Consider the following 15,526-nt stretch of genomic DNA (forward strand, 5'->3'; position numbering starts at 1 on the left):
AAGTGTCAGTTATAATGCCTTACCGTTTTATGCGGTAAAGTGCATCAATATATCTGAGCTTATACAATAGTTTATTGGCGTTTATTAAAAACTTGCATAGTTTTTAAGGATGCCCGGGATACCTATTTCTTAAGAATATTAAGAGACATAGGTTGTATAAATTTGTTGATCAGATTACGATGAATAAGAATATTGTTATTACAATAATTGTTCTATTTCTATCTGTAAGTTATGTTTCTGCACAGTTTACTGTTCAGGGTGTTGTTTCTGATGAAACAGGTATGCCTTTGCCAGGATGCCATGTTCATTACGGGAAAACATGTAACATAACTAATGGTGATGGAGCATTTACAATTGAGGCTAAGGCCTTAACAGCAAATCTTACCTTTACTTTTATGGGCTATAATAGTTTGGACACTTTAGTTCGTTCAAACTCAAGCTTGGATATTCACATGATTCCGTCGCACGAAATGGTTCAGGAAATCTCTGTTAAAGGAAATAGGATTGATACCATGAAATCGCGTAAAAACGAAGTTGTAACAGCGGAGTTCATGGCTCAAAACTTGTCGAGCACTTTTATTAAAAGTTTAGAAAGATTACCAGGCGTAAATGCTATGGATATTGGTGCCAATGCCTCAAAGCCTATTATTAGAGGAATGGGATTTAATAGGGTAGTTGTAAGTGAAAATGGCGTAAAACAAGAAGGTCAGCAATGGGGAGCAGATCACGGACTAGAGATTGATCCTTTCAATATTGAAACTGCCGAAATAGTTAAAGGTGCATCGGGTATTGAGTATGGTAGCGATGCCATTGGTGGATATATTAATATTAGTAACGATAAGGTTCCTCTGCCTAATACGGTTTCTGGCGAAGCAAGTTTTTTAACCAAGAGTGTAAATGCCACTTTTGGTGCATCGGGCGCTGTTGAAGCAAGAGGGGATAAGCATTATGTGAAAGTGAGGGCAAGTGCCATTGATTATGGCGATTATAAAGTGCCAACAGATCAAATAATATATTTAGATAGGATTGTGCCCATTTATAATGGCCGACTTAAAAATACGGCAGGTAAAGAGTATGATGCCTATCTTCAATATGGGTATTTGCACGAAGCGTTTAAATCGTCGATAACCATTAGTAATGTTTACCAGAAATCCGGATTTTTTCCGGGAGCCCACGGTGTGCCGGATGCTGATCGTGTGAAACATGATGGTGATTATCGCAATATTGATTTTCCTTATCAAGTGGCCAATCATACCAAGGTGATGAGTAATAACAAATTCTATTTCAACTCAGGTGAGTTAATAGCTGATCTTGCTTATCAATTTAATAATAGGCAAGAGTTAAGTGAGTTTCATACACACTATGGCAATCAATCGCCCCCAGAAATAGATCCTGATTTAGAGTTAGCATTTCGATTGAGTACCTATACAGCTAATGTTAAGTATGTTTTTAAGGAAACAGAAAAGCATGCTATTTCCATAGGTTCGCAATCGCAGTATCGCGATAATAAAGTAGGGGGTTATAGCTTTTTAATGCCCCAATATCAGAGTTTATCAACAGGCTTATTTGCTAAAGATACCTATACAATAAACGATAAGTTTAAAATGAACGTAGGGCTGCGGTTTGATTATTCAAATATTGATACCGAGGCTTATTTTGATCCTATTTTATACGATTATTTTATTGCGAAAGGTAGTAGCGCAGAAGAAGCCAGTTTTTATGCCCAACGAAGCACTGAACTGCATAAAGATTATGGTGATTACAGTTGGTTAGTTGGTTTTGTTTACGAACCAGCTAATAATTGGATTACGCGTTTTAATGTTGGCAAAGCTTTTCGAACGCCCACTGCAGTTGAGTTATCTTCTAACGGAATTCATCACGGTTCGTTCAGGCATGAGTTAGGCAATGGCGAACTCGATTCGGAAAAGGGGTATTATACCGATGCTAATCTTGAATTCAACAATAGTTTGTGGAGTTTTTCGGTAAGTCCGTATTTGTATTATTTCACCAACTTTTTGTATTTGCGCCCAACAGGAGAATGGAGTAGTTTACCGCATGCAGGTCAGATTTATGCTTATGATCAAACAGCCGCAATTGTATCAGGTTTAGAGTTGAGTGCACGCAGGCAATTGGGTAAATTCAGTGCAGATTTTACGCTTGAGTATGTTTATAATCAACAAGTATCTGATGATCCTTCACAGCGTTATCCTTTACCATTTACACCACCGTTAAACGGATTTATAGAAATAGATTATGCTGCTTTTGCCCATTCAAAAGTATTGAAGCAAAGTCGATTTTTTGTGAATACCCGCTTTGCGTCAAAACAAGAAAATGTGGCCCGAAACGAAGAAGTTACGGATGGTTACTTCTCGTTAGGAGCTGGTTTTTCAACAAAAGTTAGATTAAGTAATAAGGAGGTGGATTTAGTATTGCAGGGGTTCAATTTATTGGATGCCAAGTATTACAACCACATGAGCTTTTACCGACAGATAGAAATTCCTGAGCAAGGAAGGAATATTCAATTACTGGTTAAAGTTCCATTTTAATTATCACAAATGAAATGCGACAACATAGTGTCGCACAATTATCTATTAAAAAACAATCAAACATTTTATATTATGAAGAAGTATTTTTTATTTGCAGTAGCAGCAATGTTTTTGGTGGCATGTAACAACGATAATGACGACGTTGATACAACAAAGCCCGTTATTGAAATAATAAAACCAGTTGCAGATGCAGGTGAGGATCATATTGAATTTCATCAGGGTGATGAATTCGAATTTGAAGCGAAGTTTACAGATAATGTCGCTCTTAAGTCTTATAAAGTTGCCATTCATTATAATGGTGATGGACATGAGCATAGTGCCGTAGTTAAATCTGCTACTGAAGAGGATCATGTTGAATGGGATCAAGAATGGTCTGGAGATCTTAAAGAAGAACAAGAAGATAGAGTAGCCTTTTTAATTGAAGTTCCTGAAAACGCTGAACCGGGTGAGTACCACTTAGGGGTTTATTGCTTTGATGTTGCTGGTAACGAATCAACGACGTGGATGGAAATTGTAGTTGAAGAAGAAGGTCACGATCATTAATCTTATTATTTAATACCAATAGCGCCAAGTACAATAATATGTGCTTGGCGTTTTTTGTTATAGGTCATATATTATAAGCCACTATTTATTACTGATCAGTATGGTTTTGATTCAAACTAGAGAAGTAGCTTATTTGGATAAGATTAATCCTCTAAGGCCAATGTCAGTTATGTAACTATTGAGCTAGTATCAGTTTAGTATACCTTACTTTGGCCGAACTCAATATAACTTATTATTATAAATCAATATTGTAAATGAATGCATGCCTTTTGTAATAGATCGTAAATTAAATTGTTTTATTAATTACAATTATCATTTCTTATAGGGTGAATTTCTTATAATTATTATATTTGCACTGGGAGACTATAAAAATACACCACCTATGATCTATTTTATTTGCTTTTGTGGCATAGCTATGTCTTGTTATATAGTATGGCTTCAAAAAAAATGTAAAGGCTTAAAGCAACACATTAATACACCAATACGTGAAGAGGCAGAAAAATCAAGTGACTCTTTTGAAGAAAAGGACGATGAGCGTTTAGCTGAATTAAAACTACTCTCTATTGTTGCCAAGCAAACCGATAATGCCATCATGGTAATGGATATTGAGGGCAATATTCAATGGATTAATGATGGTTTTACTCGTATGTATGAGTATACCTTCGAAGCTTTTATAAAGCAACGAGGCACCAATATTTTACAAACGAGTTTTAACCCTTTAGTGAGACAATGTATTAACGAAACTCTTAGTACAAAACAACCCACGTCATACGAAGCAATTAATGTTACACCTTCAGGAAACGAAATATGGACTCATACTTCTTTGTCGCCAGTACTTGATGATAATGGCGAAATAATCCACTTAGTAACGGTTGATTCTGATATTAGTAAGCGTAAAAATGCCGGTGATAAACTGATTGAACGTGTTGACCAATTAACAATGAGAATAGGTCGCTTGGCAAAGCAACAATCCGAGATGATGACCTTTACCAATGAGCTATTTGATAAGGTTAGCAGCACAAGTAAGAAGATTGGCGAAACAAGCCAAATTGTGAAGTATATTCACGAAATGTCTGATAAGATTAAGATAATGGGATTGAATGCATCTATTGAATCTCAGTATGTTGGTGATTTAGGTAGTGGTTTTCGTGTAATTTCTGGTGAGATTGTTCAAATGTCAGAAGAAACGAAGAAGTATTCGCGTGATATATCAACCATTGTAGATTCTATTCAAGTTGCATCAGATCAATTGAATAAAGGAAAAGACTTGGTGGAACAAGCTTCAGGTGATTACGTTAAATCTGTCGATGATTTAAAAGAAGAAGTATTACTTGTAGAGGAAGTTGTGGCTGAGCTTCATTAAGGCTGTGCATTAAATTTGTACCCCATAACTAATACATCATCAATTTGATCGTATAAGCCGCGCCATTTACTAAAGGCTTCTTCAAGCTTGTATTTTTGGCGCTCCATTTTTAGTTTATGATGCTCTAGTAGAATTTCCTTAAATCGTTTGGCCATTAATTTCTTATTAAAGCTTCCTCCAAACTGATCTGCATAGCCATCCGAGAATTGGTAAATTAAATCATTATTGGTAATGTTAATTAAATGGTTGGTATAAGGTCGAATCTGAGGGTAAGGACCTACGGGTATTCTATCTCCTTTGTATTCTATTAATTCTCCATTACGTATGATGTAAACAGGTAAGTTAGCACCTGCAAATTCCATTGTATTTTCCGAGTGATTGATACATACTACCGAGGCATCCATTCCATCCTGAACCTCATTTTCGGTATTGTTAGCTAGCGTGTTAATAATGGCATTTCTTACCCTATCTAATATTACAGATGGAGTAGTAAGGTTTTCAAAACGAATGGCTTCTCTAAAAAACACCATACCTAGCATACTCATCAAGGCCCCGGGAACACCATGGCCTGTGCAATCAGCTGCAACAATTATTGTTTTGTCTTCGGTGCGGTGTGTAATATAAAAATCACCGCTAACAATATCACGAGGTTTATATACTATAAAAAAGTCCTCGCCTAAAGTTTCCTTTAAATGTAAATTACTAGGTAACGACGCTTCTTGAATCCTTTGGGCGTAAAATATACTATCTGTAATGGTTGAATAGATCTCTTCGATAGATTTTAAATAACGTGTGTTATCATCCAGTGACTTTTTTAGGCGCAACTGCGTCGAAACTCTAATACGAAGTTCCTCAAAATTGAAGGGTTTAGTTATAAAATCTACTCCTCCAGAGCTAAATCCTTTTACAAGACTATTGGAGTCTGTAGCGGCACTTAAAAAGATAATAGGAATGTTTTTCGTTTCTTCATCAGCCTTTAATCTTCGGCATACTTCATAGCCATCTATACCAGGCATTACAACATCAAGCAAAATAAGGTCAGGTTTTTTTATTCCTTTGGCAATTCTAATACCATTTTCGCCTTTGGTTGCCGCAACACATTTGTAATCGCTCAGCGCCTCCCCAAGCATTAGGATATTAGCTTTTGAATCGTCAATAATAAGAATTTTTTGAGGGGATAAGAGCATAAGTTATAGTTTACCAGTTATTGCATTCTGCTTATTAAGGAGTAAATCAAGTTACTTCTTTAAATATAAGCAAAATACAATTAAAATGGTAGGGTGTTATTTGGCTATAGTTTATGCTTAATTAAATAGGGATTTTAAGATATGAGATGTCATTGCTGGGTTTTCTTTTAAGCGTCGTATTGAATATTTAAGCCAATCCTTTCCGAAAGGAATATAAACGCGCATTTTTTTATTAGATTTCACAATCTGATCTCTCAAATGAGGGGTTACGCCGTATAGCATTTGGTACTCAAACATATCGTTTGATACATTATGTTTTTGTATTAATTTCTTCGATTCTTTTATTAAGAAGTCATCATGCGTTGCAATACCTACATATACTTTATTAATGAGGAGCTTTTCTAATAAAAGTAAATAGTTCTCATTTATCTTTTTAGGATCTTTAATGGCAATGCTTTCATCTTCAATGTAAATTCCTTTACAGAGTCTGAAGTTTAAGGGAGATTCTGCACTATGTTCTTTGAGTAAATGATCAATGTCTTTTTCTGTTCTATATAAGTAGGCTTGTAATACCAGACCAACATTTTGCGGGAATTCAGCTTTTAATCGCTTATAAAGTTCTATTTCTAAATCAACACATGGTGAGTCCTCCATATCAATTCTAACAAAGGAATTGTAAGCACTAGCCAGAGCAACAATTTCATGAATATTTTTATAGCATTGTTCTCTATCAATTAGGAGTCCAAAACTGGTAGGTTTAAGCGAATACGTTCCTTCTACATTCTTATTTTCGAAGGTATTAATTATATCAAGATATTGTCTTTTATAATAATCCGCTTGCGACATGTTTTCTATAAACTCACCAAGTAAATCAATGGTGACATTAATCCCTTGGTTGTTTAATTTTTGGGATACTTTAATAGCATCGGAGAGTGAATCACCAGCGATATACTTTTTAGAGAACATCCAAACAAATTTCTTTGGAAGATGCGGCAAAATGGCTGTTATTACTTTACTTATCATGCAATATGTATTTGAGATTATTTATTAATTAGGTATGATCTCAATTTCATTATTTTGCATAAAATAAAAAATGATAATTCTCACAAAGTGCTGAATGTTAGTTAAATGTGACTATTGTCATATTTGTGTTGACTGTGATTCTTTAACGTATAAGCAAAAAAAAGGAGCCTGATAATCAGACTCCTTAAATCAAAAAAAAGATTGATGTTATTATTTTAAAGGCTCAATTTCAAACAATAATTGATCTTTCATTACAGTTTCTTCAGCCTTAACATGAATTGATTTTACTTTACCATTAATCGGACTAGTAATTTCATTTTGCATCTTCATGGCTTCTAAAATCATTACAGGTTCACCCTTATGAACTTCAGCGCCTTCGCCAACAAGAGCTACTACAATTTCGCCAGGCAATGGTGCATTTACTTTCTCAACTTTTGGTCCTGCTTTTTTACTTAATTTTGCCTTTCTTTTGCTAGCAATTTCAGTATCAATAGTAAACGTATAAGTGTTACCATTAATCATCACGCTTACCTCATTCTGCTTTAAGCTAACAATTTCGCCAACATGAGATTTCTTTTCACCTTTTATTAAAAATTCCTCTTCGTTTAAAGGTTCTATTTCAACGTGAGATTTTTTATTATTAATTTTATTAATCTTCTTATCCTTAACCTGAACTGTAACTTTCTGTTCTCCAGTTAAAGTGTAATTTTTTGTATGATGTATAAGTCTCATAATAAATGTAATTACAAATTACTAAGTTTTTATTTGAGTATAAAACGAAGGTTATTAACCAACTATTTAATTACCCTTAATTTTTTTACTCATTGCCCAGGCTGAAACAGATTTGTCAGATAATGTATCCGAATTAATCTTTTCCTGCTCATTAAGGTATGCTTGCATTGCTAATGCTGCAGCTGCCACAAGTTCATCATCTTCTTGATAAAAGCTCTGCTCTAAGTCAGTTTCAATAAATGATGTGTTATAATTACCCTTAACAAATGAAGGTGTTCTCATTACTTGCTTAAAGAATGGTAGCGTAGTTTTTACTCCCTTAATTGTAGTGCTGTTTAACACAGATCTACAGTTTTTAATTGCCTCAGATCTGTTTTTGCCAGTTATAATTAATTTGGCAACCAAGGAATCAAAAGAAGAAATAACCACTTTGCCAACTTGGTAACCCGAATCAACACGTAAACATTTCTTGTTAGGGATATCCATTTGCTCAATTAAACCTGTTGAAGGAGCGAAACCCGATTGTACATCTTCAGCATTAACTCTTAACTCAATAGCCCATCCATTAATTTTGATATCTTCTTGCTTGATATCCATAGCTTCACCTTGAGCAATTTTAATTTGCTGCTCAATAATATCGAAGCCAGTAATTTCTTCAGTAATTGGATGTTCTACTTGAACGCGTGTATTCATTTCCATGAAGTAATGGTTCAAGTCTTTGTCAAGTAAGAACTCAACAGTACCTGCACTGTAATATCCGGTAGCCTCACAAAGGCGCACTGCATCTGCTCCAATTTTGGCTCTCAACTCTTCAGTTAAAGCCGATGAGGGGGCTTCTTCAAGTAACTTTTGGTGCTTTCGCTGTATGCTACACTCTCTTTCAAAAAGATGAACTACATTCCCTTTTTTATCAGCTAAAACTTGAAATTCTACGTGACGTGGATTCTCAACAAACTTTTCGATAAGCATTGCATCGTTATCGAATAAAGATTTTGCCTCGTTGGTTGCGAGTTTATACATCAGCGCAAGCTCGCTTTTTTTACGAACAACACGCATTCCTTTTCCACCACCTCCAGCAACTGCTTTTAGCATAACTGGATATCCAATTTCTTCAGAGGTACGTTCTGCTTCTTCTAGAGTAGAGATTACGCCCTTACTTCCTAATAAAACAGGTACCTTATTTTTAATCGCCATATTTCTGGCCAGCCCTTTATTACCCATCTGATTAATGGCTTTAGAAGAAGGTCCAATGAATATGATATTGTTACGTTCGCATTCTCTTGGTAAATATGGGTTTTCAGATAAGAAACCATATCCTGGATGTATGGCATCAATTTTATTTTCTAATGCCACTTCAATTAATTTATCAATATTAGTATAAACATTGATAAATGTATTATCTGATACATCAATCACCTCATCCGCATGCTCAATATGTAATGCATTTGGCTCATGGTGAGATAAAAACATATAGGTTTTAATACCCATAGATTTTGCTGTGCGTGCAATTCTAATGGCTATTTCGCCTCTATTTGCAATTAAAATCGATTTAATCTTCATTATAATTTTTTTTTACAGACGACTGATTGCTTAAAAGTTACATCAATCCTGTTGAAATTCAGTAAGTATGACCTTTAAATTTTTTATAAAGGCATATTTCCATGCTTACGTTGAGGATTTTGCTCAACTTTATTTTCTAACAATGCAAATGCATTAATAATAATATCTCTTGTTTCAGAAGGGTCAATTACCTCATCTATATAACCTTTTTCATCAGCTACATATGGGTTAGCCACATTCTCTTTATAATCAGCAATTAATTTGCGTTTCAGTTCTTCAGGATCTTTGGCGCTTAGTAATTCCTTACGATTTAAGATTTTAACAGCTCCCTCAGGTCCCATAACTGCTACTTCAGCAGTAGGCCAAGCAAAGTTAAAGTCGCCACCCATATTTTTACTATTCATTACAATATAAGCACCTCCGTATGCTTTACGTAAAATTACAGTAATTTTTGGTACAGTAGCTTCGGCAAAGGCATAAAGTAATTTAGCACCATGCATAATTATGGCGTTGTGCTCTTGGCTTTTACCAGGCATAAAACCAGGAACATCTTCAAGTACCAATATTGGAATGTTAAAAGAATCGCAGAAACGAACAAAACGAGCAGCTTTTTTAGAGGCGTTAATGTCAAGTGTTCCGGCCATTACTTTTGGTTGGTTAGCAACAATACCCACTACTTGATTATTTAGGCGAGCCATGCCGATAACTATATTCTGAGCATGATTTTCGGCAATTTCGTAAAAGCTATCTTTATCAGAAATCAACTTAATTACCTCAACAATGTCATAAGGCTTGTTGGGGTCATCAGGCAATAGCATAGATAACTTCTCGATTTTAGAACTTGCAGCATTCTCTACCGATGTTACAGGAGGATTTTCTACATTATTAGATGGTAAATAACTTAATAGCTTTTTTACACCCATTAAAGTATGTTCCTCATCACTATAAATTAAATCGGCAACACCACTTTGGCTAGCGTGTACTTCGGCACCTCCTAATTCTTCAAAAGTTGTATCCTCATTAAGCACTTCTTTAACCACATCAGGACCAGTAACGAACATATATGATGTATCGCGAGTCATGAATTTAAAGTCAGTTAAAGCAGGGGAGTATACAGCACCACCAGCTGCAGGTCCAAGAATTACTGAAATTTGGGGTATTACTCCAGAGCTTTTTACATTCTGCATAAAAATACCAGCGTAACCAGCTAAACTAGCTACTCCTTCTTGAATTCTGGCACCACCAGAGTCAATGAGCCCAATGATTGGATGCCCCATCTTAAGAGCCATCTCCTGAACTTTTATGATTTTTCGCGCATGCACAGTTCCCAAAGAACCACCCATAAAACTAAAATCTTGGGCGTATAAAAAAACCTGACGTCCGTTTATTGTTCCATAACCAACTATAACTCCGTCGCCAAATTTTTCTTCATTAGGCATTCCAGCGGGTTTAACAAAAGCATCAATTTCTCTAAAACTACCTTCATCCATAAGGTATTCAATACGCTCTCTAGCGGTTAATTTACCTTTGGCGTGTTGTTTAGAAAAATATGTTTCGTCGTATTGATCTTCTAACTTTTCGTTTCTCTCGTGAAACCTTTTGAATGGAATCCTATTATCTTTCATTTTTGTTGTATCCATAATAAACAGATATTTGTGAAACTAGTTCTATCTAGAGACACTTTACGTATTTAAGAGTTTATTTAAAGCTAAGCATAACATTAACCCTCTTTTACCACATTTGGTTCATGTATATGTATAAAAAATAGCTTTTAATCTTTAATTAAAGGATTTTCATCCACTATTTTAACTGCTGCCTTTTACAGGGTAATTGTATTTAGAATCCTTCTAGATAGTGTTGTAGGGCATAAAAAAAGGCCGAGATTAACCCGGCCTTTGGTTACTTTGTAAGTTTATAATTAACTTATTTTATTTTCGACAAAGTTACGTGCTCTGTCGATTGCTTTTTCTAATCCTTCAAGATTTTTACCTCCTGCTGTTGCAAGAAATGCTTGGCCACCTCCGCCACCTTTAATTTCACTTGCAGCATCTTTAATAACCTCAACTGCGTTTACTTTACCTTCTTTCGCTAAGTTTTCAGATACAGCTACTAATATTTGTGGTTTGCCTTTAACTTCAGATCCAATAATGGCAACGTATTCACCTAGCTCCTTCTTTAATTGAAAGGCTAGATCTTTTATCTTATCACCTAATATTGGTTGAACTGTTGCAGTAATTAGTTTGATATCATGAATTGTTTGGGCATCATCTATTAATTCACGTTTTTTCATGTTTAATAGATTCTGTTTCATGCCGTTTAAATCTTTGTTTAAGCTTGAGTTTTCACTAAGCATGTTCTCGATGTTTTTCTCGAGATCACCAGTTGATTTAAACATATTACCTAAGGCTGTGAGTAATTGCGTTTGTTTTTGAAACATTTGATATGCCTTCTCTCCACTTACAGCCTCAATACGGCGTATGCCAGACGAAATAGATGACTCACCAATTATTTTAAAGGAACCGATTTCACCAGTGTGCTTTACATGCGTACCTCCACAAAGTTCTATTGAATCTCCAAATTGAATTGCACGCACTAGATCGCCATATTTTTCTCCAAATAACATCATAGCACCTTTTTCTTGTGCCTTGCTAACCGGAATATCACGCATCTCGTTAAGTGCATAATTGGTTCTAATATTGGTATTCACTATATTTTCTACCTGCTCAATTTCTTCAGTACTTAATTTCTGAAAGTGAGAAAAGTCGAAACGTAAATAATCAGGATGAACCAATGACCCTTTTTGCTCCACATGCTCGCCTAAAACACTTCTTAAGGCATGGTGTAGTAGGTGGGTTGCTGTATGATTTCTATCGGTTGACTTACGGTTGGTAACTGCAACAACAGCTTTAAAGCTAGGCTCTAAATTAGCTGGAAGTTTTTTAACCATATGCACAATTAATCCGTTTTCCTTTTTAGTATCAATGATACTTACTTTCTCAGATCCATTATCAATGTATCCAGTATCGCCAACCTGACCACCACTTTCAGCATAAAAAGGTGTAATATTGAATACAAGCTGAAATAGAGTTTTGTTTTTGGCTGTAACTTTACGGTATTTAGTGATGTAAACGTCGCTTTCTAAATTATCATAACCGATAAATTCTTCAACATCATCATGCTTTAAAATAACCCAGTCGTCAGTTTCAATCGAAGTTGCATTTCGTGCACGTTCTTTTTGCGCATTCATCTCAGATTCAAACTCTCTTCGATTTACCACAAGATCGTTTTCCTTTAAAATTAATTCAGTTAAATCTAACGGAAAACCAAATGTATCATAAAGTTCAAAAGCAATCTTACCTGGTACTACCTTGTAATCATCGGCTTTGGTTTCTTTTATTATTTTATTTAGCATGGAGATACCCGTTTCAAGAGTTCTTAAAAAAGAGTCCTCTTCTTCACGAATAACTTTAGTTACTAAATCTTGTTGTTGTTTTAACTCAGGGTATGCACTTCCCATTGATTCAATTAAAGAAGGAATCAATTGGTGTAAAAAGGCTTGTTTCTGATTTAAAAATGTATATCCATAACGCACTGCTCTACGCAATATTCTACGTATTACATAGCCCGCTTTATTGTTAGAAGGCAATTGTCCGTCGGTTATAGAAAATGCAATGGTTCTGATATGATCCGCAATTACTCGCATGGCAATGTCAGAATCTTCGTTGTTGCCATATTTTATGTTCGCAATTGTTGCAATTTCATTTATGATAGGCACAAATACATCTGTATCGTAGTTTGATTGTTTCTTTTGTACAACACGGCATAAACGTTCAAAACCCATTCCGGTATCAACATGGCTTTGAGGTAGATTTTCTAGGTCTCCATTTGCTTTGCGATTGTATTGCATAAAAACCAAGTTCCACACTTCAATCACTTCAGGGTGATCTTCGTTTACTAAAGAAGCACCATCAACTTTTTGTCTTTCTTCATCGGAGCGTAAATCTACATGGATTTCAGAGCATGGTCCACATGGTCCCATTTCTCCCATTTCCCAAAAATTATCTTTTCTATTTCCATTGATAATTTTTTCAGCAGGTAAATGTTTCTTCCATAAATTGAAAGCTTCCATATCTTTTTCAAGCTTCATATCCTTATCACCTTCAAATACTGAAGCATAAAGTCTGCTTGTATCAATTTTTAATACTTCGGTAAGATATTCCCAGGCCCAATCTATCGCTTCAGCTTTAAAGTAATCGCCAAAAGACCAGTTGCCAAGCATCTCAAACATAGTATGGTGGTAAGTATCATGACCTACTTCTTCTAAGTCATTATGCTTTCCGGAAACACGAAGACATTTTTGAGAGTTTGCTATTCGTGATGAAGAAGGTTTGGCATTTCCTAAAAAAATATCTTTAAACTGATTCATACCTGCATTGATAAACATCAATGTTGGGTCGTTTTTAACAACCATTGGGGCAGATGAAACAATCTGATGTTGTTTGGATTCGAAGAAATCCCAAAAACTTTTTCTTACCTCAGAAGCATTCATTGTTCTTACTTAATTATTGTTATACTTACTTATTGTACCTATTTTACGAAGTTGCAAAGTTAGATTTTTTCGCTAATTTTGCATCTAAATAATCTTAAAAATCCACTAGTTACAATAAGTTATTTGTTGTATGGCAAAAGTTAAATTCCGATATAACCCAGAAACCTTAAGTTACGATAAAATAGAAACCGGATTTAAGTATTATACGGCTCGTGCTGTATTGTACACATTGTTTGGTGCTGTTCTCGGCTTAGCCTTCTTTTTTGCGTACTCTAATTTGGTCGATAGTCCAAAAGAGAAACGATTACTGAGAGAGAATGCAAGGTTAACTACCCAAATTGAAATCATTAATAAGAAGTTTGATAAGGTAGCTTTGGTTTTGGACGACATACAGCTGCGTGATGAAAATATTTATAGGGTTATATTTCAGGCCGACTCGATTCCGAACTCTATCAGACATGCTGGTTTTGGCGGTGTTAATCGTTACGAGGGTCTAGAGGACTTAGATGATGCAGCTTTGGTAATAAATACATCTAAGAAGCTTGATGTAATTATGAAACAACTTTATGTTCAGTCAAAATCATTTGATGAAATTGTTAGTTTGGCTAAACGAAAAGAAGAGCTAATAAAAGCGACTCCTGCTATTATGCCAATAGCTAATAAAGATTTAAAACGTACGGCTTCAGGATGGGGATACCGTATTCATCCAATATACAAAACACGTCGGTTTCATTATGGAATGGACTTTACAGCATCTACTGGTACAGAAGTATATGCAACAGGTGATGGTAAAGTATCAAAAGTGACCAAGCAAAGTATAGGTTATGGAAAACGAATTGAAATAGATCACGGTTTTGGATATAAAACCCTGTATGCACATTTAAATGATTTTAATGTGAAGAAAGGGCAGAAGGTAAAAAGAGGTGATGTAATTGGTTACGTTGGTAATAGTGGTACTTCTACAGGGCCTCACTTGCACTATGAGGTTATGGTTAAGAATAAAAAAGTAAATCCAACGCATTATTACTTTAATGATTTAACTGCTGATGAGTATCAAGAAATGATTCGTATTTCATCAAACTCCAATCAAACATTTGATTAAATTAAATCCTCAGAAGCGCTGGATTAAATTATAACTATGATTATCTAATATTGATTCGTACTTAGCAGTACTAGAGTACATGCATGTATTATTTCAATATTTTCTAGTGTTGCAAATTTTTCTAATTCTGGATTTTCTGTACCTGGATTTAAAATTGTTCTTCGTGGTTGAATTGATTTAATTAAGTCGAAATATTGAGCTTGATGTTTAGCTCCAATGTACATTGTTATTGTATCAATATCAGTTGTATTTTCTAATTGTGTAACAATAGGGGTGTTGTCAATTTGTCCAGCTCTATTCCCAAGGGCAATAACCTTGTGTCCATGAGAAATAAGTAATTTAATAGCTTTGTTTGAATATCGTTCTGCCTTTGGGCTAGCACCAATTACTAAAGTTTTCATATTTGTTATTTTGTTAGTTTTTGAACCAATACCGTTGCATAAGCAGCAATTCCATCTTGTGTACCAACAAAACCTAACTTTTCAGTTGTGGTGGCTTTAATGGCGAGGTCATCTGTGTCAATGTTCATTACATCGGCAAGAGTTGATTGCATTGTTGGGATCAAATCTTTTAATTTAGGTTTTTCGAGGCAAATAGTAGAATCGATATTCCCAATTTCAAATCCTTTTTCTGTGATGATTTTAACTGTTCGCTTTAATAATATTTTACTGTCAATACCCTTAAAATCACTTGATGTATCCGGGAAGTGGAAACCTATATCTCGCATGTTACATGCCCCAAGTAAAGCATCGCATATTGCATGAATAAGTACATCTCCATCCGAATGGCCAATTGATCCTTTTATGTGTTTTACATGTATTCCACCAATCCACAGCTCTTCACCTTCACCAAGTTTATGAACATCATAGCCAAATCCAACTCTTATTTTCATGATAACTAAATTATTGTTTTTGTAAAGCT

General features: G+C 35.0%; 12 protein-coding genes. 4 read left to right on the top strand and 8 right to left on the bottom strand.

Annotated elements, in window-relative coordinates:
• Positions 1–179: 179 nt before the first annotated feature.
• The 3 genes from A8B35_RS05240 to A8B35_RS05250 all read left to right on the top strand — a co-directional run bounded on the left by A8B35_RS05240 (position 180) and on the right by A8B35_RS05250 (position 4,452).
• Positions 180–2,546, top strand: a complete 2,367-nt coding sequence (locus A8B35_RS05240) for a TonB-dependent receptor (protein ID WP_075602331.1) — start codon at positions 180–182, stop codon at positions 2,544–2,546.
• A gap of 72 nt (positions 2,547–2,618) precedes the next feature.
• Positions 2,619–3,089, top strand: a complete 471-nt coding sequence (locus A8B35_RS05245) for a DUF4625 domain-containing protein (RefSeq protein ID WP_075602332.1) — start codon at positions 2,619–2,621, stop codon at positions 3,087–3,089.
• Positions 3,090–3,471: 382 nt separating this feature from the next.
• The gene (locus tag A8B35_RS05250) at positions 3,472–4,452 is read left to right on the top strand and encodes a methyl-accepting chemotaxis protein (RefSeq protein ID WP_075602333.1); all 981 of its coding nucleotides are present in this window, start codon (positions 3,472–3,474) and stop codon (positions 4,450–4,452) included.
• Here A8B35_RS05250 and A8B35_RS05255 read toward each other — a convergent pair.
• The 6 genes from A8B35_RS05255 to alaS all read right to left on the bottom strand — a co-directional run bounded on the left by A8B35_RS05255 (position 4,449) and on the right by alaS (position 13,503).
• Positions 4,449–5,639 carry a response regulator gene (locus A8B35_RS05255; protein ID WP_075602334.1) on the bottom strand — a complete coding sequence of 397 codons (1,191 nt, stop codon included), beginning with the start codon at positions 5,637–5,639 and terminating at the stop codon, positions 4,449–4,451. The two genes, A8B35_RS05250 and A8B35_RS05255, sit on opposite strands and share 4 nt — an antisense overlap.
• A 117-nt stretch (positions 5,640–5,756) precedes the next feature.
• Positions 5,757–6,662 carry a proline dehydrogenase family protein gene (locus A8B35_RS05260; RefSeq protein ID WP_075602335.1) on the bottom strand — a complete coding sequence of 302 codons (906 nt, stop codon included), beginning with the start codon at positions 6,660–6,662 and terminating at the stop codon, positions 5,757–5,759.
• A gap of 210 nt (positions 6,663–6,872) precedes the next feature.
• Positions 6,873–7,394 carry a biotin/lipoyl-containing protein gene (locus A8B35_RS05265; protein ID WP_075602336.1) on the bottom strand — a complete coding sequence of 174 codons (522 nt, stop codon included), beginning with the start codon at positions 7,392–7,394 and terminating at the stop codon, positions 6,873–6,875.
• Between the two features lie 66 nt (positions 7,395–7,460).
• Positions 7,461–8,954 (bottom strand): acetyl-CoA carboxylase biotin carboxylase subunit, encoded by a 1,494-nt coding sequence (locus A8B35_RS05270; protein ID WP_075602337.1) that lies wholly within the window; start codon positions 8,952–8,954, stop codon positions 7,461–7,463.
• 83 nt (positions 8,955–9,037) lie between these two features.
• Positions 9,038–10,594: an acyl-CoA carboxylase subunit beta gene (locus tag A8B35_RS05275; protein WP_245820770.1), complete on the bottom strand. Its 1,557-nt coding sequence runs from the start codon at positions 10,592–10,594 to the stop codon at positions 9,038–9,040.
• 278 nt (positions 10,595–10,872) lie between these two features.
• Complete coding sequence (gene alaS / locus A8B35_RS05280; protein WP_075602338.1) at positions 10,873–13,503, bottom strand: alanine--tRNA ligase; 2,631 nt, start codon at positions 13,501–13,503, stop codon at positions 10,873–10,875.
• 130 nt (positions 13,504–13,633) lie between these two features.
• On the opposite strand from alaS, the gene A8B35_RS05285 reads away from it, so the two are divergent.
• A complete protein-coding gene (locus A8B35_RS05285; RefSeq protein WP_075602339.1) occupies positions 13,634–14,605 on the top strand; it encodes a M23 family metallopeptidase in 972 nt (323 codons plus the stop codon).
• Positions 14,606–14,649: 44 nt separating this feature from the next.
• Here the strand turns inward: A8B35_RS05285 and A8B35_RS05290 are convergent, their stop codons facing one another.
• Both A8B35_RS05290 and ispF read right to left on the bottom strand, forming a co-directional pair.
• Entirely contained in the window at positions 14,650–15,006 is a 357-nt protein-coding gene (locus tag A8B35_RS05290; RefSeq protein WP_075602340.1) for a CoA-binding protein, read from the bottom strand.
• A 5-nt stretch (positions 15,007–15,011) separates the two neighbouring features.
• Positions 15,012–15,497, bottom strand: coding sequence for a 2-C-methyl-D-erythritol 2,4-cyclodiphosphate synthase (gene ispF / locus A8B35_RS05295; RefSeq protein ID WP_075602341.1), 486 nt, complete (start codon positions 15,495–15,497; stop codon positions 15,012–15,014).
• Between the last annotated feature and the right edge of the window lie 29 nt (positions 15,498–15,526).

Origin of the sequence: Saccharicrinis aurantiacus (genome assembly GCF_001660705.2) — a bacterium.
In the GTDB taxonomy this organism is placed as follows: Bacteria; Bacteroidota; Bacteroidia; order Bacteroidales; family Marinilabiliaceae; genus Saccharicrinis; species Saccharicrinis aurantiacus.